This window comes from Polaromonas sp., assembly GCF_012927415.1.
In the GTDB taxonomy this organism is placed as follows: Bacteria; Pseudomonadota; Gammaproteobacteria; order Burkholderiales; family Burkholderiaceae_C; genus Polaromonas.
Genome location: NZ_JABBPF010000161.1, coordinates 1 through 18,309, shown reverse-complemented (window position 1 = coordinate 18,309; position 18,309 = coordinate 1). Strand labels below are relative to the sequence as shown.

Genomic DNA, 18,309 nt, shown 5'->3' with positions numbered 1-18,309 from the left:
TCAGTTAAATCAGACTGTAGTGCAAACCGCCCGTGCCGGGAGTGAAGAAATTTAATGTGGCGCGTGAAACCGGTAAAACGCCATACCGCCGTAAATGCTCTGTTTATAATAGCAATATAGGGCCGTATTCAATGGACTGCAGACCGATTTGATGCGTAAATTGACGCGCTGCAGCCAGCCGGCGCGAGCCACTCCTAAACCAGGCTCTTGCGCAACCAGTCGGCAAAAGCCGCGCATTCCCAGCGCTCCATCGTGCCGGTGCGCCAGCACAGGTAGTGCGCGTGCGGACTGGGGATGTTGCTGCCAAAAAAGGTGTTGCCGCCAAGTCGAACCAGTGAGCCGTTTTCCAACCAGGGCGCGCCCAGCTTGAGGCGGATCAGGCCTATGCCCATGCCGGCTGCGGCGGCATCGCACATCAGGCCGATATCGTTAAATTGAGAGCCATCGACCGGTTCGGGCCAGCCGAGCTGGTGCGCTTCGAACCAGGTGCGCCATGGTTCCAGCGGGGAGCGCAACAGGCTGATCCCCTCCAGGTCTTCGGGTGTGTCGAAAGGCCCATGCTCGCGCACAAAGGCGGGGGAGGCCAGCGGCGTGACCTCATCCCTGAGCAGGCAGACATGTTCGACATCGGCATAACGGCCGGTGCCGAAGCGAACGATCAGATCAGCGTCTTCGGCCACCACATCAAGCAGGGGAATCGACACCTGCAGCGTGAGGTCGATCTCGGGGTAGGCATCGGTGAACTGGCGCAGACGCGGAATCAGGATGGAGCGCGCGAACGTGGGCGTGACGGCCAGCCGCAGCTTGCGTTTGCCCGGCGTGGCGCTCTGACCTGCCATACCCGGAAATTTTTGCAGCGTGGCCAGGCCCTCGCGTACATGGGCGAGGTATTCGCTGCCTTCGGTCGTCAATGAAAAATCAGCCCGGCCAAATAGCTTGGTGCCGATGATCTGTTCCAGCTGCTTGACCCGGTGGCTGACCGCACTGGGCGTGACGCAAAGCTCCTCGGCCGATTGGGTCACGCTGCGCAATCTGGCCAGCGTTTCAAAGGTCAGCAGGCATTGAATGGGCGGAATTCGGGTATTCATAAATCCACTTGAGGGGCGGGCTGGGCACGCGCCTTTTCAAGCTCCTCCGGGTTCAGTTTTTTCTCGACCAAGGCGAGAAAATTGACGATGAAAGGAATTCCGGTTTTTGCCGCCAGAGTCAACCACGCGATTCCGGCCAGATGGTCAGCTTCGACACCGATGCCCTCCATCAGGGCAGCGCCCCACGCAAACTGAGCCGGAAGATTGCCCTTTTCTGCTCCGCGCTTGAACCAGAGGGCGGCGGTTACGGAATCCTGGTGGGTAATAACGCCACGGAAGTACGCCATCCCGACAAAGAAAGCTGCCACGGGTTGAGCGTTGCGGATGAACAGCTGGCTTGCCTTGCCTGAACGAAGAATGATTGCGGGAATTTCACCCTGGCCAGCTGCCAGGGATTCCATCTGCTGCAGCATACGCTGGTTGAAAGCCCCGGAGCGCAGACTGGCATCCCCGGCGGGCACGCCAAGATCACTCTGTCTGGCCACGGCATCGCTGAGGACTACCAGCGCCTCCAAGGGCGTTGCATTTTCGGGCATGGCAGGCGAATACCAGGCGGCAAGCATGAGTTGGTCAAGGTCCATCAACGCGTCGCGCCGATAGGGAAAATAGCTGAGCACTGTCTTGCCCGAGGGGTGACCGATGATGCCCATAACATGCATCATCTCGTGAAATGTACAGCGCCAGGTATCTCTCGAGCGCATCTTGACAGATACTTTTTCCAACGCGCCGCCGTTCAGTTTGCGATGGTAGGTGACACAGGGCTCGTTGTCCCGCAAATCGGTGTCCTTGACTACTTCGAGATCAAGCGCAACGGTTGTCTCGGCATCGGCTTGAGCAGACACATCGATAATTTGAATGTGGGCTATTTCCGCCACGGCTTGCAGCGCGCTGCGGATATGGTCCTGATGGCGAGAAGCATCGGGACCATGGATACGGTAGTGGATCGGTTTGTTCCAACGCAGTACCGATCTTGGGGAGCCCCGTTGATCCCACAGGCTTTCCCAAACAGTCTGCAGGTTGTCGTCGAGCTTGTCGGCATGCGCCGCCCCCAGGCAGAGGCTTAGCAGTAAAACGCCGAACGGTTTGAGCAAGCGCAGCACCGTCATGGAAAAGTGCCTCCATCTTGGGTTCGATTATTTGAAAATCACTGTTTTATGGCCATTCAGCAGCACGCGGTGCTCGCTGTGCCACTTGACGGCACGGGCCAGCACCTGGCTTTCGGTGTCGCGGCCCATGGCAGTCAGGTCTTCGACGGTTTTACTGTGGTCGGCGCGCGCCACGTCCTGCTCGATGATCGGACCTTCGTCCAGGTCGGCCGTCACGTAGTGCGCGGTGGCACCTATCAGTTTGACGCCCCGGTCATGCGCCTGATAATAAGGTTTGGCGCCCTTGAAGCTGGGCAAAAAGGAATGGTGAATATTGATGGCGCGGCCAGCGAGCTTTTTGCACATGTCATTGGACAGAATCTGCATGTAGCGCGCCAGCACCACAAGTTCCGCGCCCTCGGACTCGATGATCTCCAGCTGTCTGGCCTCGACCTGCGCCTTGGTGGCCGCCGTGACGGGCAGGTGGTGAAACGGGATGTTGTAGCCGGCCGCCAACTGGTAGAACTCGCGGTGGTTGGAGACAATAGCGCGTACCTCCAGTGGCAACAGACCCGATTTGCAGCGAAACAGCAAGTCGTTCAGGCAGTGACCTTCCTTGCTGACCAGAATCACCGTGCGCACGGGACGGCTAGTGTCGTGCAGTTTCCAGTCCATCTGGAAGGGCTCGGCGAAGGTCATGAGCCGGGCTGACAGGGCTGCGTGGTCCAGCAGGTCGCAGGCAAACTGCACGCGCATGAAAAACAGGCCGGTACCCGGGTCGTTGTACTGCGCGGCTTCTTCAATATTGCCGCCATGCTCGAACAGAAAACCGGACACGGCATGAACAATGCCCCTGCGGTCGGGGCAGGACAGGGTCAGGATATAAGCGTGATTCATAGGGGGTGAATTGTCGCAGGTGAGGCCCGGCTGCACGCATTGCCGGTGGTTTGGCAGCTCACCCAGTCCAGCAAGGGTGCCAGAATGCAGTTTCACCACGGCACTTGCCGTCTTCACCTTGTTCCCCCAGGAGACCGATATGGCTTATCAGACCTTCAACATGGATCACCAGTGGCTGCCATTCACACCGAATCGCAGCTTCAAAAAAGACCCGCGAATTTTTGTCGCTGCCGAGGGCATGCATTTCACGACGCACGATGGCCGACAGGTGATAGACGGGATTTCCAGTCTCTGGTGCGTCGGCGCAGGCCATAACCGCAAGCCGATCAACGAAGCCATCAAGAAGCAGCTCGACACGCTGGACTACGCCACGGCGTTTCAGGTAAGCAACGACCAAGCCTTCAAGGCCGCTGAAATGATTGCCGCCATGGCGCCTGGCGACCTGAACAAGGTGCTGTTTTGCAATTCCGGCTCGGAGGCGGCCGACACCTCGCTCAAGGTGGCGCTGGCCTATCACCGCGCCCGGGGCGAGGGCCACCGTAACGTCTTCATCGGCCGCGAAAAAGGCTACCACGGCGTGGGCTTCGGCGGCATGAGCGTGGGCGGCATTCCGTCCAACCGCAAAGTCTATGGTGCTGCGCTGTTGCCGCGCGTTGACCACATGCGCTTCATCCACGACCCGGTGAACCACGCCTACATCAACGGCGTCGAGCCGGAGTGGACGGAAGACCTGCTGCTGGAGCTGGAAAACCGTATTCTGCCTCTGCATGACCCGAGCAATGTGGCAGCGGTGATTGTCGAGCCCATATCCGGCAGCGCCGGCTGGTATTTGCCGCCCAGGGGTTACCTGAAGCGCCTGCGCGAGATTTGCGACAAGCACGGCATCCTGCTGATTTTTGACGAGGTAATTACCGGTTTTGGCAGGCTGGGATGCAACTTTGGCGCCGACTACTATGGCGTCGTGCCCGACCTGCTGAACTTCGCCAAGTGCGTGACCAACGGCGTGATTCCGCTGGGCGGGGTGATCTGCACCGACCGCATCTATGACGCCATGATGAATGCCAACGCCAGCAGCCCGGACTACGCGGTGGAGTTCTTTCACGGTTACACCTATTCGGGACACCCGGTGGCGTGCGCGGCGGCGATTGCCACGCTGGAGCTATTCAGGAAAGACAATCTTTTTGAGCGGGCCGGCCAGATGGGCAAGGTGCTGGGTGACGCCATGCATAACGGCCTGAAGGGCTTGCCCAACGTCATCGGCATCCGCACGCTCGGGCTCGCCGGTGCCGTCGAGCTGGCTTCGGTGGCCGGCGCACCGGGCAAACGTGCCTACGACATCTTCATGGACTGCTACCACCACGGCGTGCTGGTGCGACCCGCCGCCGAGAACATCGTGATCTGCCCGCCTTACATCGTCGAGAAGGAGCACATCGACCGCATCGTCAACGTCGTGGCGGATTCGATCCGGAAACACGCCTGAATGATCTGCTTTCGGGCCATGCGCTTCAGGGTTTGGGTCCCAGCTCCTTGCTTAAGGCGGCGCAATAATCGGTATCGGGCAGCGCGGGCGTGATCCAGACGCTTTGCAGCGCGTCGGCCTGCTCCACGGCCGCGTCCGGACCGGCGCGCAGGCGGATGATACTGGTTTTGAGGTCTGTCGGCAGATGTTGCGGCACGCCCAGCTGGCGATCCACATGGCCGTTGCCCGCCAGCAACACCACGACCTTGCCCGGCAATGCCGCTTGATGAATGGCCCCGGCCATGGTGATGTCCCTCGCAATCTGGACACGCGTCAGCGGTGTGACCTGGCTCTCGGGCAGCAGGTTGCAGTGGCCGATACGGATGGCTTGCTGCTGCGCCTTGAGGGCGGGGCCGGGCAGGCGGATGTCGAGCTTGCGGTCGTCCATGCTGCCTGGTAGCTGTTCGCGCGGCAGGTTGCCGCCCAGCACCGGTATACCGGCCCGCACGGCGGTCATTACCACCGGCCCGTATGCGGCCCACGGCCAGCCTTTTTCGTCCCATTTCAGCGACCTGCGCGTCTGCTCCTCGGTGGAACTGGGTTTGAGTGTGGCCGTGCTGAGCCCGACGTCGGCCATTTCAAGCGTCACGGCCGCCAGCAGGCCCCGCGCGGCAAGCGCCGAGATAATCTGCTGCTCGATTTTCTGGTGCTCGGCGGCATCGTGCTGTTCGCCGACCAGCAGTACGTCGGTCGGCAGCAAGGCGTCAAGCCGGACCGCGGTCGCTGCCGAGGCGCCCCCGCTGGCCAGCTCAACAATGGGCGATTCGGGCCGGCCGGCGCAGCCGCCTGCAAGGGCCAGGAATACGGCGCAGAGCGACACGGCCAAGCCGCGTATCGGGAGGTGGCAAAAGAGGTGGGGCATCGGGCGATACTACCGCGTGATGACTGACTTCCTGCTTTCGCCATGATTTTCCGTGGTGCCAGACGTTTCACCCCGTTTTTGGAGGGCTGGCCGGCCCGTGTCGTGCTGACGCTGCTGCTCGCCGGGGCGGCGGCCAATCTGTGTGTCCTGCTGGACTGGCCCCTGCCCTGGATGATCGGGCCGCTGCTGGTGACGGCTATTGGTTCAATGCTCGGCGTCCCGACTGCCAGCTGGACCCCCTTTCGCAATCTCGGCCAATGGGTGATTGGCGCTGCACTGGGACTTTATTTCACGCCGCAGGTGGTAGCACTGGTAGCCGGGTTGTGGTGGGCCATCGGGCTCAACATTGTCTGGGCACTGGCGCTTGGCCTGGCCTTTGGCGCGTGGCTGCACCGGGTCCACCACGGGCCGGGCAGGCTTCACATTGCGGGTCTGTCGCGCATCACCACCTACTTCGCAGCGCCGGTCGGTGCCGCTTCAGAAATGACGCTGATGGCCGAGCGCCACGGTGCGCAAACCGAGCTGGTGGCGTCAGCCCACAGCCTGCGGGTGCTGCTGGTCACACTGGTGATTCCGTTTGGTTTTCAGTGGGCGGGACTGCATGGCCTGGACAGCACCGTGCCGGGTGCGCGCGTGGTCAACGCCTTCGGGCTCGCGCAACTGGCGGTGCTGACCGGCCTCGGCTGCTGGCTCATGCTCAAGCTGAAACGAACCAACCCGTGGTTCATTGGCGCGCTGCTGGTCTCCCTGCTGCTGACGGCCGCAGGCGTGACGCTTTCAGCGATTCCACCGGCCATGAGCAATGCCGCGCAACTGTTCATCGGCATCAGCCTGGGCGTGCGTTTCAGTCGCAGCTTCCTGCATCTGGCGCCTCGCTGGCTGGGCTCGGTGGCGCTGGCCACCATGGCGATGATGGGTTTGTGCGCCGCCTTCGCCTGGGGGCTGGCGCAGTTTGCCCAGCTGCACTGGGCCACGCTGCTGCTGGGAACTGCGCCGGGAGGGATTGCCGAGATGTCGATCACGGCCAAGGTGCTGCAACTCGGGGTGCCGGTCGTCACGGCGTTTCATGTCACGCGGCTCGCTGCGGTCTTGCTGCTGGCAGAACCGATGTACCGCTGGCTTTATCAGAAAAAGAAGCCCGCTGGCGCCTCTGACCCTGTCGATTGACGGCTGGGCAGGGGTTCAGTGCAGGGAAATGGGCGTGGTTGCCAGTCCGCTATAGCCTTCGAGCGTATCTTCGACCTCTTCCTGGGTCGGCGTGTCTTTGGCCCAGGCGCTCAGGCGCTGCTGGAACATTTCTGCCCACGAGCCATCCAGGTAAACCTCTTTGCCCGAACGTTTGTCCACAATTTCAAAGCCGTGCCGCGCCAATTGCGGGGCGAGAGGGGCGGGCGCCGATGCTTCGGGCGCGTTTGCATGAATTTGCACCACCACAAATGATTCCGAGTCGTAGAGCAGTTGCATCAATATGTCCTTTAGTATCAGATGGCAACAAAGCCGCCAAGTTCAATAGGACCGCCCCAACCGGCCCGAAATAGGTGAGGTTGGCAGAGGATAAGCCTGGTAAGCCTGGTAAGCCTGGTACGTTTGCCATGCCGGTTGGCCGCCGAAGAGCGCGAATCACTGCGGGGGTTTCCCGACGGTCTTGAGTTGCTGGTCGACGAAATCGCCATTGGATTGCGTGATTTTGCTGCGCACCGGCAGGTAGCCCAGGGACGGCGCGTACCAGATTTCGACTTTCTGGTCGAACTCCTTCCTTGGCTGACGCGAGAGCTTGAGCGTATCGAGTTCGCCGAAGGGCAGGCTGAGTTTTTCCCCCGCTTCGACCAGAAAAGTCCAGCCGTCGGCATCGCGCGGCCCCACAGTGACCATCGAAATGGTGGCGCCGACCGGAAAGCCGTTCGGGTTGCCTGCCAGCATGCCGGCCAGCTGGAAAAACACGCTCACCCGGTCCTGCATACCCTTGATCCATGGCGTGGCCGGCGTGTTGGCGCTGAAGCTGACCTGGCCCTTGTCAGGCTCAAAATGCGCCGCCACCTCGCTTTTGTACTTGTCGGCAAAGCGGCTCGGTGCGAGCCCCTCGCCGACGATTTTCCCCCGGCTGGCCATGCTGCGCGAGCCAATGAACAGGGCGCTGACAGTCATGCGGGCCTCGTAGTCGCCGCCCGCGTTGTTCCAGTTCAGCTCTGCGTTTGCATGATAAGTCAGCCCTTTGGCACCACCCGTCACCTTGTAGTCAAGCCGGGCGCTCTCGGGGAGCTTGATGTCCGTGACCAGGGTCTGGCGTGGTCCGGGCGGCGGCACGGGTGTACCGGTGGCCGCGCTGGCGGCGTCGGCCGCGGGCGCTGCCAGCGCCGCAGTGCTGGACGCAGGACCGCTGTTCGGCTCGGCCGACAAGGCCGGCTCTTCGGCAACCGGCGGTATGCTGCCCGGTGGTTCGATAGTCTGAGGCGCTACGAAATCGATAGCTGGTAGTGTCGGTACTTCCTGGACTACAGCTTTGTTTTGCTTGAAAACAGATTTTTTGACGGGTTTCACAACAGGTTTTTCCACCGACGCGGCTGCAGCGGCTGCCACGGCGGGAGCGGCGGCTTTGGTGGCCGAGGGTGGTTTGATGCTGCGCGTGGCAAAAACCGGCGCGCGCTGTGCGGCCGGATCCGGTGTGGGGCCAAAACGCTTGGGGGCGGTACGCAACACCAGCAAGTGAGCGCCGAGCACCAGCAGCACGAGCAGCGTTAGCGTGCCGCGGCGCGGCGCGGCGCGGGCAACCGGCGCAAACGGGTTTTCCATGGGAAGTTGCGCCAAGGTGCTCATGCGCCGGTGTAGCTGGCGCTGTGGCCTGTCGAAGGGTTCGCTTGCATGGCCGTGAGGTCAGTTGATGTCAGGGTGCGCCGGTCAGGCCGTGCGAAGCGGCAAGTCACGGCACAATCAGCATTGCGACCGGCGGCGGGAAACCTCGCCAATGCCGCACGCCACCGATTCAGGATTTTGATGAAATTTGCCACTTACAAAGATGCCTCCCGCGATGGCCAGCTGCTGGTCGTGTCGCGTGATCTTTCAACCGCCCATTATGCGACCGGCATTGCCAACAAACTGCAGCAGGTGCTGGAAGACTGGAACTTCATGTCGCCGCAGTTGCAGGACCTGTATGAGCTGCTCAATAGCGGCAAGGCGCGCCACGCCTTCCCGTTCGAGCCGACCCGTTGCATGGCGCCGCTGCCGCGTGCCTACCAGTGGGTGTTTGGCGCGGCTTTCGCCCACCAGGTCGAGCTGGTGCGCCAGGCCGCCAATGGCGACCTGCCCAAAAAACTTAAAACAGAGCCGCTGATCTGCCAGGGCAGCGGTGATGGTTTCTGCGGGCCCTGCGATGACGTGCTGGTTGATGGCGAGGCGCTGGACATCGATTTCGAGGCGGAAATTGCGGTCATCACCGGTGACGTGCCGATGGGCGCGAGTCCCGAGCAGGCGCTGGACGGTGTCCGCCTGCTGCTGCTGGCCAACGACGTGTCATTGCGCCGGCTGATGTCCGGCGAGCCGGCCCAGGGCGCCGGCCTGTTGCAAGGCAAACCGGCGACGGCCTTCAGCCCGGTCGCGATCACGCCGGACGAAGCGGGCGACGCCTGGCGCCAGGGCCGCCTGCATCTGACGCTGCAAAGCACGCTGAACGGCCGCCGGGTTGGCATGTGCGAGGCCGGTCCAGAGATGACATTTCACTTCGGTCAGCTGATTTCCCGGCTTTGCAAGACCCGCAAGGTGAGCGCCGGCAGCATCGTCGGCTCAGGTCCGGTCAGCAACCAGGACCGCAGCCATGGCTATAGCTGCATCGCTGAAAAACGCGCAATTGAAACCCTCGAATACGGCAAGGCCAAAACGCGCTTCATGAAGCCGGGCGACAGCATCCGCATCGAGGTCAAGGGCAGAAACGGGCAATCGTTGTTTGGCGCCATCGAACAGAAAGTGCTCGCCACGGCGCCTGCGTAGTCAGGTTCCACTGGCAATCTGCGTGACAAAAAGCCGGATGCCGCGCAGCAGCATTTCGACCGCTATGGCCACCAGAATCAGGCCCATCAGCCGTTCAAAAGCCATCATGACGCGGTCGCCGGCAATGCGCTGGATCTTCTCCGACAGCACCAGCACCACGGCGCAGACGGCCATCGTCACGCACAGCGCGGCAATCCATTCCAGCCGGCGGGCGGGTGCCTGCGAGACCAGTAGCATCACGGTGGCCAGCGCAGACGGGCCGGCCAGCGCCGGAATCGCCAGCGGCACGATCAGCGGCTCGCCCGCCAGCGGAGCGGTCTCTGGCTGGCTGTATGGAAAAACCATGCGCAGCGCGATCAGGAACATCACCACCGCGCCGGCAATTTGAAGCGACAGGTCGCTCAGGTTCATCAGGCGCAGGAAGCCATCGCCGACAAACATGAAGGCCAGCAGCAGCAAAAAGGCAATCAGCACCTCGCGCAAAATCACCCGCATGCGCCGCGCCGGCGCGACGCCGCGCAGGGCGTTGACAAAAATCGGGATGTTGCCGAACGGGTCGGTGATCAGCAGCAACAAGACAGTGGCAGAGGCGAAGGTGTAAGCCATGGCATCAGGCTTGAAAGTCAGGCCGAGTAAAGCGTGTCAAGCGTGCGAAAACCTTTAATTTCAACCGGATTGCCAAATGGATCGCGAAAAAACAGAGTCCACTGCTCGCCAGGCTCACCTTTAAAGCGCGCCTGTGGCGCCAGCACAAATACCGTGTTGGCGGCTTTCAGCCGCTCGGCCACCGCTTGCCAGTCGGGTAGCGCCAGCACCAGGCCAAAGTGCGGCATGGGCACCCGCTGGTCGCCCACATGGCCGGTGTCTTCGGTCTTGAATGGTTCACCCAGATGCAGTGAAAGCTGGTGGCCAAAAAAGTCAAAGTCGACCCAGCTGGGGGCGGAGCGGCCTTCGCTGCAGCCCAGCACACCGCCATAAAACGCACGCGCCTGGTCGAGGTTTGCGACGTTGATGGCAAGATGAAACAGGCTTTTCATAAGCTAAGCTTAGCAGGGCGAAAGGGCCGGCAGGGGCAATCGCAAGCCTGGCCCGGCCAAGCCGCCACCCTGCAAGGACTCGCTGGCAAGTTTCGCATCGCTATTAAATAAGTAGCGTGTCCGGCCCGATTTGCAAGGGTAAAGTTTGATTTGTATGGTAGAAATGAAGCGCATGTTTGAAGTCGCCGGCAAGTCGCGCCGGTCTTGTCGCAGGGACTAAAAACCGGTTGACGCAGCGCCACGGCGTTGCACAATAAAGACGCGCCGCAACCGCATGGCCCTAGCAGCCGTCCGATCAGGGCAATCAGAGCAAAAACCGTCAGGAGACACTCATGAGCAACGCCAACACCCCTTCTTTTCCCGACTTCGGCAAATTGGTGCCAGGTTTCGACTTTCTGCAAAACCTGGCCAAGCAGGCAGCCGGCAGCGCGACGCAAAGCATTCCGCAATTGCCCAATCTTGGCAACTGGATCGCGCCGACCCTGAATGTCGAAGAACTGGAAAAACGCATCCAGGAACTCAAGGCAGTGCAGTTCTGGCTTGACCAGAATGCCGCTGCGCTCAAGGCCACCATCCAGGCACTGGAAGTGCAGAAAATGACACTGGCCACCCTCAAGGGCATGAACTTCAATATGGGCGACGTGGCCAATGCCTTCAAGCTCAAGGTCGCCGACAGTGTGGCCGGCGGCGTGCAGCGCGTGGCCGACAAGGCCAGGACTTTTTCCGGGCTGGAAATTCCAGCGACGGCTGCCGACGCTAAGAGAGCCAGTGCCGAACCGCAGGAAGAAGCCGCCACCGCTTCCGCCAAACCAAAGACCGGAGCCACCAAGGAAGCCGCAGCAGCGTCGGGCAGTTTTGTCGACCCGATGCAATGGTGGGGGGCGCTGACCCAGCAGTTTCAGGCGATCGCCACGGATGCCATGAAGGAGGCGGCCAAAAAAACCGCCCTTGACGCGACCAAAGGCATGGCCACCGGGCTGGCAAAAGATGCTGTAAAAACAGCCACCGACATGGCCAAGGGCATGGCTGAAAGCGCCAGCAAAACCATTTCGGGCAACGCCCGCGCGGCCATGGACTCGGCCTTGCGCAGCACGCAGGGCTGGCCGACACCGGCACCGGCCAAAACCGCGGTGAAAGCCGTCGCCAATCCAGCCGCAAAGCCAAAAGCCAAGGCGCCGGCCCGCAAAACGACACGCTGAACTTCTCCTTGCCGAGCCCATGGCTCACTTAAAACCATGAAGCTATTTCCCTATGGCCATGCCGCCCACCCGCAATGGCAAATGGCTGCTGGCCTTGTGCTCGCGCAGTTGCGCGCCTTGCTCGCTCTGCCGGAGTACGCCAGCGCGCCCACGCTGGCCTTGCTCTACACCACCGACCATTACGCCAGTCAGGCGCAGGATATCCTGGATCACCTGAGCGCCGAGTTGCCCGACGTCACCGACTGGAGCGGTACCGTGGGCGTGGGCATCGCCTCGAACAACGTCGAGTATTTTGATGAACCCGCGCTGGCCGTCATGCTGTGTGAGTTGCCGCACGACCAGTACCGGGTTTTTTCGGGGGTTTCTCCGCTGCCGGCAACCTCCGCTTCCGGCAGCCGCCGCTTCAAGGCGCATACCGCGCTGGTGCATGCCGATTCCAGCACGTCCGACGTGGCCGAGCTGATTGACGAGATGGCCCAGCGCACCGAGAGCGGCTACATCTTTGGCGGCCTGGCGTCCAGCCGCTTTGGCACCGTTCAGTTTGCGCTCAGCGGCCACGGCAATGTCAAGGGCCAGGGCGCCGCCAGTGGCGTTTTCAGCGGCGGCCTTAGCGGCGTGGCCTTTGCGCGCGATCTTTCTGGCGGCATGGCGCTGTTGTCGCGGGTGACGCCGGGCTGCAGGCCGGTCTCGGCCGAGCACGAAATCACGGCCTGCGAAGGCAATGTGGTGACCGGGCTGGACGGCCAGCCTGCGCTGGAGGTGATGCTGGCGGACCTTGGCGTATCGCTGGACCAGCCGCGCGAGGCGCTGGCCAGGGTACGCACGACGCTGGTCGGCCTGAGCCTGCCGGCTGACCGCCTTAACGACCGGCCGGCCCGGCATGCCGGCCAGTTCGGTGCCGATGTACTGGTGCGCCACCTGATCGGCCTGGACCCGGCGCGCCAGGGTATTGCGATTGCCGAAGTACCGGCGCTTTCCATGAAGCTGACGTTTTGCGAGCGCAACGCCGAGGCCGCGCGTACCGATCTGATCCGGATCTGCGCGGAAATCCGTGAAGAGCTCGAGCCTGAAGAGCTCAGCGTGGAAGTCGCCATTGTCCTGCACGCATCTGAAGCCGAAGCAGCCCCGCATGCCGCCAGGCGTATCGCCGGCGCTGTCTACGTCAGCTGCTCGGGGCGCGGCGGTCCGCACTTCGGTGCACCTAGCGCCGAACTACAGATTGTGCGTCGCGCCTTGGGCGACGTACCGCTGGTCGGGTTTTTCGCGGGCGGGGAAATTGCCCGCAACCATCTCTACGGCTATACCGGTGTTCTTACCGTGTTCACTGCCACTGATTGACCGCTGGCGGTTCGCCGGCGCGTGGGCTCCCTGCGAATTTTTTGAGCCGCTCAGGCCGCTGGTCCAATAGTAACGGACACAACACGCTATTTAAAATATAGCAGAGGCACGCTGAGCGCCTGCAGGATCAGGGCAAAATTCGCTGTGTCTTTTAAAAACAGAGCAGGCGTCCCGGGCGATGCCGGAGCCGCAAGAGCTTGCCGCACATCAATTGAAAAGAGGAGTCAGGCATGAGTGTTGAGCTGTCCACGTCAAGTGCGCTGGAGGCGGTGGCAGCTGAGTCGCCGCCAATTGTCCATGCACACCCCAACCAATTTGCGCTTCTGAAGCAGCGCCGCTTCGCGCCCTTTTTCTGGACCCAGTTTTCCGGCGCGGCCAATGACAATCTATTCAAGTTTGCCTTCACCGTGATGGTGACATACCAACTCAGCGTCGGCTGGCTGCCGCCTGCGCTGGCCGGCCTGGTAATCGGGGCCGTGTTCATTCTGCCTTTCCTGCTGTTCTCGGCCACCAGCGGGCAACTGACCGACAAGTTTGAAAAAACCCGGGTGATCCGTTTTGTCAAGAATCTGGAAGTGGTGATCATGCTGATCGCTGCCGTCGGCTTCATGAGCGACAACGTGAGCGTGCAGGTTCCCGTCTTGCTGGGCTGCACGTTTTTGATGGGGCTGCATTCCACCCTGTTCGGGCCGGTCAAGTTTGCTTACCTGCCCCAGGCCCTGAACGAGCGCGAACTGACGGGGGGCAACGGTATGGTCGAGATGGGCACTTTCGTGGCCATCTTGCTTGGCAATATCGTGGGCGGCCTGATGGTGGCCGTGCCCGGCGCCGGGCCTCACTATGTGGCAATCTTCTGCGTGCTGCTGGCGCTGGCCGGGCGCGTCGTGGCGCAGTTCATTCCGCTCGCACCGGCGACCGATCCCGGCTTGAGGATCAACTGGAATCCGATCACCGAGACCTGGCGCAACCTCCGGCTGGCCAATGACAACGTTGTGGTGTTTCGCTCCATGCTCGGCATTAGCTGGATGTGGTTTTTCGGAGCCACTTTCCTGAGCCAATTCCCCAGTTTTGCCAAGGAGGTGATGCACGGCAACGAGCAGGTCGCGTCGCTGCTGCTGGTGGTTTTTTCCATCGGCATTGCCACTGGCTCGCTGCTGTGCGAAGTGCTGAGCAAGCGCCATGTGGAAATTGGCCTGGTGCCGTTGGGCGCGATTGGCATGAGCGTGTTTGCCGTCGATTTGTACTTTGCCTCACGCGGCCTGCCGCCGTCGCGGCTGATGACCCTGGGCGAATTCATCTCGCATCACGCGCACTGGCGCGTGATGGCCGACCTGGCGTTGCTCAGCCTGTTTGCCGGCCTGTACAGCGTTCCCATGTACGCGTTGATCCAGTTGCGCAGCCAGCCGACGCACCGGGCGCGCATCATCGCGGCCAACAACATTCTCAATGCGCTGTTCATGATTGTCAGTGCCGTCCTGGCCGGCGCGCTGCTGAGGGCCGAATTCACCATTCCGCAGATTTTCCTGTTCGTCGGGCTGGCCAATGCCGTGGTGGCGTTTTACATCTTCATGCTGGTGCCCGAGTATTTGCTGCGCTTTATTGCCTTTGTCGCTTCGCGCTGCATTTACCGTTTCAAGATCAGCGGCGATCACAACATTCCCACGCAGGGAGCCGCAGTGCTGACCTGCAACCACGTCAGCTTCATAGACCCGGTGCTGCTGATGGCTGCCAGTCCACGCCCGATCTACTTTCTGATGGACCACCGCATTTTCAAGATGCCGGTGCTAGGCTGGCTGTTCAGGCTGGCCAGGGCGATTCCGATTGCGCCGCGCGCTGAAGATCCGGCCGCCTATGAATCCGCTTTTGAAGCTGCCGCCAAGGTGCTGCGCGACGGCGATTTGCTGGCAATCTTTCCAGAAGGCGGAATCACCAGTGACGGCAAACTGCAGGCCTTCAAGGGCGGCATCATGAAAATTCTGGAGAACGCCGAGCGGGACGGCATCAAGGTGTCCGTGGTGCCGATGGCGCTGACCAATCTGTGGGGCTCGTTCTTTAGCCGGGTCGAGAAAGGCGGCGCGATGGTACGTCCTTTCCGGCGCGGCCTGTTCAGCCGCGTCGGCCTGATTGCGGGCGACGCGCTGGCGCCCGCCCAGGTGCAGCCCGAAGTGTTGCGCAGCCGAATAGCCGGACTGCTGAAGCTTTGAAATTATCAAGTAAGGTCGTTTCAAGGCGGTTTGACCGGCACTCGCTTTCCTTGAAACAAAGAAACGGAAACTTCCATGAGTAAAACCTTGCGATTGACCGAAAAATGGATGCATCGCGGCTTGTGGCTGGTGGCGCTGGTTTTTGCCGGTTTCCTGATTGGTCTGGGCGGCACCGTGGTGGGCGACCTGCCCAAGGTGGAGAAGAGGCTGACGCTGGACGACTTCATGGATGCCAAAGCCGTTGCTGCATTGCGCGGCACAATCAAGAACTCCGAGCGTGCCGGCCAGGAGGCCGACAGCGCGCTGGAACATGCGCAGCTCGAACGCCGCGTGGCGGAGGCGGACACTGCGGCGGCGCGAGAGACCTTCAACAACTGGCTTGCCACGCGCCGCGCCACGCAACTGGCCGAACAGGATGCAGAGCTGCTGTCACGTACCAAGGCGCTTGATGGGCTGAAGGACAGGGAGCGCGCGGCGGGCGTGGTCGTGGAGGCCCAGCAACAGACGGCGCTCGACGCACGGCAGACCGTGAAGCGCGAGCGGCGCGAACTCGGTGAGAGGGAAGACGTGGCGCAAAAACTGCTCAACGCCGAGCAGCGCCGCGTCGAATTGCGGGTCTTTCTGTACCGCTTGACGCTGACCCTGCCGCTACTGGTCATTGCCGGCTGGCTGTTCGTGAAAAAGCGCAGGGGCAGCTACTGGCCTTTTGTCTGGGGCTTCATCCTTTTTGCCGTGTTCGTGTTTTTTGTCGAGCTGGTGCCCTATCTGCCTAGCTACGGCGGATATGTGCGCTACGTCGTCGGCATTGCGCTCACAGTGCTGGTGGGGCGGCAGGCCATCGTGTCACTGAACCGCTACCTGGAAAAGCAAAAGCTGGCCGAGCAGCTGCCCGATGCGCAGCGCCGAGATGAGCTGAGCTATGACACCGCGCTGGCGCTGCTGTCAAAAAGCATGTGCCCGGGCTGCGAACGGCCGGTGGACCTGAAAAACCCGGAGATCGATTTTTGCCCGCATTGCGGCATCGGGCTGTTTGAGCACTGTCTGCAGTGCAGCGCGCGCAAGAGCGCGTTTGCCAAGTTCTGCCAGGCCTGCGGCGCCAGCCGTGAGCGGCCCGGATTGCGGCCCGAGACTGGCATCAACCCGGCTTGAGCTGGCCGTGGGTGGACGATTGGTCATTCGCCAAGTTTTTACAGGGTGCTGGAGCGGATTTGGCCGTGAAAGCCGGGGATCGGGCGCCGGGGCGGCTACCGTCGCTGACCTACCCAGCCCGGCTGTATTGGCCTACAGAAAGCCGTTAAAGCAGATTTACATTAAGAAATCTACTTTACAAAGGTTTCCATCATGAACGTCTATATACGCAACCAGGTGGCAGCGCTGTTCATTCTTTTGCCCGTCGCCACGGCCATGGTCGCCTTTCCAACGATGGCCATGGCACAGCCAGCGTCGCCCGAACTGCGCTCGTTGCAGGTGACTTCCGATGACGGTCTGAGAGCCGGCGCCGAGCTGGAGTTCACTGTCGAGGGAACGCCCCGTGCACAGACCCAGCTTCGAATTCCCGGTGTTCAACGAAACATCGTATTGAAGGAAACCGAGCGCGGTATCTACACCGGCAGCTACACCATCAAGCGCCAGGACCGCATCTCGCCAGCCAACCCGATTCGGGCCACGCTGCGGGTACGCAACCGCAGCATCGCCGCCAACTACAGCTTCCCGGCCGGCATGGCCAATCCGCCAGTAGCCGCGCCCGCGCCCGTGCCTGTGCCTGTGCCGCCAGTGGCCGTGCTGAAGATAGAACGCTTCACCGTAGTCCCGATCGACAAGGTAGAGCCGGGTGCCGAGTTGCGGTTTTCGCTCAACGGCCCAGCGGGCGGCAGTGCCGAATTTGACATTCCCGGCGTGGTTGAACATGTTCCGATGCGGGAAGTCCGTCCGGGTGTTTATGAAGGGGCCTACACCCTTCGCAGGCTGGACAACCTGACGCCGTCACGCCCCATCGTGGCCACGCTGCGGATGGGCGACCGGTCCGTCAAGGCCAGGCTGACGCCACACCGCCGGTGATCCGCAACATGTCGCCGCGCGATGGAGAGGCCATCGTGGACCGGACCAACATTTCAGTCTCGGGAACTTTTGACGACGCCGGCGGCGTGGGTGTTGACCCGAAGAGCGTCCGCATCCTGCTGTCCGGCCGCAATGTTACTGCCGACAGTGACATCACCGCCCAGTTTTTTACCTACCGCGCCAATATGCAACCTGGCCGCTACACGGTGGATGTCAGCGCCCGCGATCTGGCCGGCAACGCCGTGCGCAAGACCTGGGGTTTTGACGTGGTCATCCCGGTAGGCGCAGCCCCGGTGACAGTGCCGCTGCAGGTGACCAGCCATGCCAACAACGCCATCATTGAAGGGCGGACGACCCTGGTGCGGGGGCGCACGGCGCCAGGCGCGGTGGTTGACATCAAGGTCAATGCGGTTGCGCCCATCGCCGGCCTGTTCGGTGTGACACAGGATGTGCTGACGCAAAAAGTACAGGCCGATGCCAACGGCGACTTCTCTTTCAGCATCGCGCCGCAGTTGCCCCTGCCAGGCACCCGCTACGAGGTGACGATGGTGTCTCGCAAGGACAATCTGACGGCCGAGTCCCGGCTGGTGCTGTTCCAGAAACAGGGTTGATGGCTACTACTTTTTAACCGAATCGGCATCTTGCGCACGCTGGATAAGCGCAAGATGCTATTTATTTAATAGTGTCGTCCGGTCGGCGGCAATTACTTTCAATTTGCCGTTTCCCCGGGGGTCCGGTGATGTGTCAGCCGCTCTCCCGAGTTTTTTCTGAATCCGGCTCAAACCGGGCGGCCAAAAAACGGGTAGCTGGGGTCGTTGAATCCTGCAGTGGATGAATGGCCGGGCACCACCAGGCCATTGATGAAGGCCTCGTCCTCGGTATCGAGCACCAGGTCCAGCGCACCATAGACATCCTCCAGATGCGACAACGTGCGCGGTCCGACAATGACCGCACTGACCAGCGGATTGGCCAGCACCCAGGCGGCTGCAAACTGTCCGGGCACACAGCCTTTTGCGTCGCAGCGCGCCTTGATTTGCTGGG

At 61.6% G+C, this 18,309-nt stretch carries 18 protein-coding genes; 9 read left to right on the top strand and 9 right to left on the bottom strand.

The features are described 5' to 3' along the window. Positions 1-194: 194 nt before the first annotated feature. The 3 genes from HHJ19_RS13510 to purU are packed head-to-tail and all read right to left on the bottom strand — an operon-like array spanning position 195 to position 3,070. A complete protein-coding gene (locus tag HHJ19_RS13510; RefSeq protein ID WP_296908240.1) occupies positions 195-1,088 on the bottom strand; it encodes a LysR substrate-binding domain-containing protein in 894 nt (297 codons plus the stop codon). Then, entirely contained in the window at positions 1,085-2,194 is a 1,110-nt protein-coding gene (locus tag HHJ19_RS13505; RefSeq protein ID WP_296908238.1) for a hypothetical protein, read from the bottom strand. Before HHJ19_RS13505 ends, HHJ19_RS13510 begins: the two co-directional genes overlap by 4 nt. 27 nt (positions 2,195-2,221) lie before the next feature. Next, a complete protein-coding gene (purU, locus tag HHJ19_RS13500; RefSeq protein WP_296908236.1) occupies positions 2,222-3,070 on the bottom strand; it encodes a formyltetrahydrofolate deformylase in 849 nt (282 codons plus the stop codon). Positions 3,071-3,209: 139 nt separating this feature from the next. Here purU and HHJ19_RS13495 point away from each other — a divergent pair, with 139 nt between their 5' ends. Next, complete coding sequence (locus tag HHJ19_RS13495; protein WP_296908234.1) at positions 3,210-4,550, top strand: aspartate aminotransferase family protein; 1,341 nt, start codon at positions 3,210-3,212, stop codon at positions 4,548-4,550. A gap of 25 nt (positions 4,551-4,575) precedes the next feature. On the opposite strand, the gene HHJ19_RS13490 is transcribed toward HHJ19_RS13495, so the two are convergent. Beyond that, positions 4,576-5,451 (bottom strand): ChaN family lipoprotein, encoded by an 876-nt coding sequence (locus HHJ19_RS13490; RefSeq protein ID WP_296908232.1) that lies wholly within the window; start codon positions 5,449-5,451, stop codon positions 4,576-4,578. A 42-nt stretch (positions 5,452-5,493) separates the two neighbouring features. Here HHJ19_RS13490 and HHJ19_RS13485 point away from each other — a divergent pair, with 42 nt between their 5' ends. Further along, the gene (locus HHJ19_RS13485; protein WP_296908231.1) at positions 5,494-6,618 is read left to right on the top strand and encodes an AbrB family transcriptional regulator; all 1,125 of its coding nucleotides are present in this window, start codon (positions 5,494-5,496) and stop codon (positions 6,616-6,618) included. A gap of 15 nt (positions 6,619-6,633) precedes the next feature. Here the strand turns inward: HHJ19_RS13485 and HHJ19_RS13480 are convergent, their stop codons facing one another. Then, positions 6,634-6,915 (bottom strand): DUF3567 domain-containing protein, encoded by a 282-nt coding sequence (locus tag HHJ19_RS13480; RefSeq protein ID WP_296908229.1) that lies wholly within the window; start codon positions 6,913-6,915, stop codon positions 6,634-6,636. 156 nt (positions 6,916-7,071) lie between these two features. Continuing rightward, complete coding sequence (locus tag HHJ19_RS13475) at positions 7,072-8,265, bottom strand: DUF3108 domain-containing protein (RefSeq protein WP_296908227.1); 1,194 nt, start codon at positions 8,263-8,265, stop codon at positions 7,072-7,074. Positions 8,266-8,442: 177 nt separating this feature from the next. Between HHJ19_RS13475 and HHJ19_RS13470 the strand changes: the two genes are divergently transcribed. Next, a complete protein-coding gene (locus HHJ19_RS13470; RefSeq protein ID WP_296908225.1) occupies positions 8,443-9,432 on the top strand; it encodes a fumarylacetoacetate hydrolase family protein in 990 nt (329 codons plus the stop codon). Here the strand turns inward: HHJ19_RS13470 and HHJ19_RS13465 are convergent, their stop codons facing one another. Together HHJ19_RS13465 and HHJ19_RS13460 are read right to left on the bottom strand one after the other, a co-directional pair. Continuing rightward, positions 9,433-10,038 carry a MarC family protein gene (locus HHJ19_RS13465; RefSeq protein WP_296908223.1) on the bottom strand — a complete coding sequence of 202 codons (606 nt, stop codon included), beginning with the start codon at positions 10,036-10,038 and terminating at the stop codon, positions 9,433-9,435. Between the two features lie 17 nt (positions 10,039-10,055). Next, positions 10,056-10,469: a VOC family protein gene (locus HHJ19_RS13460; protein ID WP_296908222.1), complete on the bottom strand. Its 414-nt coding sequence runs from the start codon at positions 10,467-10,469 to the stop codon at positions 10,056-10,058. A 332-nt stretch (positions 10,470-10,801) separates the two neighbouring features. Here HHJ19_RS13460 and HHJ19_RS13455 point away from each other — a divergent pair, with 332 nt between their 5' ends. The 6 genes from HHJ19_RS13455 (at position 10,802) to HHJ19_RS13430 (ending at position 17,879) form a co-directional block, all read left to right on the top strand. Further along, complete coding sequence (locus HHJ19_RS13455) at positions 10,802-11,668, top strand: PhaM family polyhydroxyalkanoate granule multifunctional regulatory protein (protein WP_296908220.1); 867 nt, start codon at positions 10,802-10,804, stop codon at positions 11,666-11,668. Positions 11,669-11,704: 36 nt separating this feature from the next. Continuing rightward, positions 11,705-13,006 (top strand): FIST N-terminal domain-containing protein, encoded by a 1,302-nt coding sequence (locus tag HHJ19_RS13450; RefSeq protein ID WP_296908219.1) that lies wholly within the window; start codon positions 11,705-11,707, stop codon positions 13,004-13,006. A gap of 230 nt (positions 13,007-13,236) precedes the next feature. Next, positions 13,237-15,210: an MFS transporter gene (locus HHJ19_RS13445; protein WP_296908217.1), complete on the top strand. Its 1,974-nt coding sequence runs from the start codon at positions 13,237-13,239 to the stop codon at positions 15,208-15,210. Between the two features lie 75 nt (positions 15,211-15,285). Then, positions 15,286-16,359, top strand: coding sequence for a zinc ribbon domain-containing protein (locus tag HHJ19_RS13440; RefSeq protein ID WP_296908216.1), 1,074 nt, complete (start codon positions 15,286-15,288; stop codon positions 16,357-16,359). A gap of 192 nt (positions 16,360-16,551) precedes the next feature. After that, positions 16,552-17,268: a hypothetical protein gene (locus tag HHJ19_RS13435; protein WP_296908214.1), complete on the top strand. Its 717-nt coding sequence runs from the start codon at positions 16,552-16,554 to the stop codon at positions 17,266-17,268. 8 nt (positions 17,269-17,276) lie between these two features. After that, positions 17,277-17,879, top strand: a complete 603-nt coding sequence (locus tag HHJ19_RS13430) for a hypothetical protein (RefSeq protein WP_296908212.1) — start codon at positions 17,277-17,279, stop codon at positions 17,877-17,879. Positions 17,880-18,046: 167 nt separating this feature from the next. On the opposite strand, the gene HHJ19_RS13425 is transcribed toward HHJ19_RS13430, so the two are convergent. Beyond that, positions 18,047-18,309 (bottom strand): aldo/keto reductase (locus tag HHJ19_RS13425; RefSeq protein ID WP_296908210.1); only part of this gene is annotated, 263 nt, incomplete at its 5' end.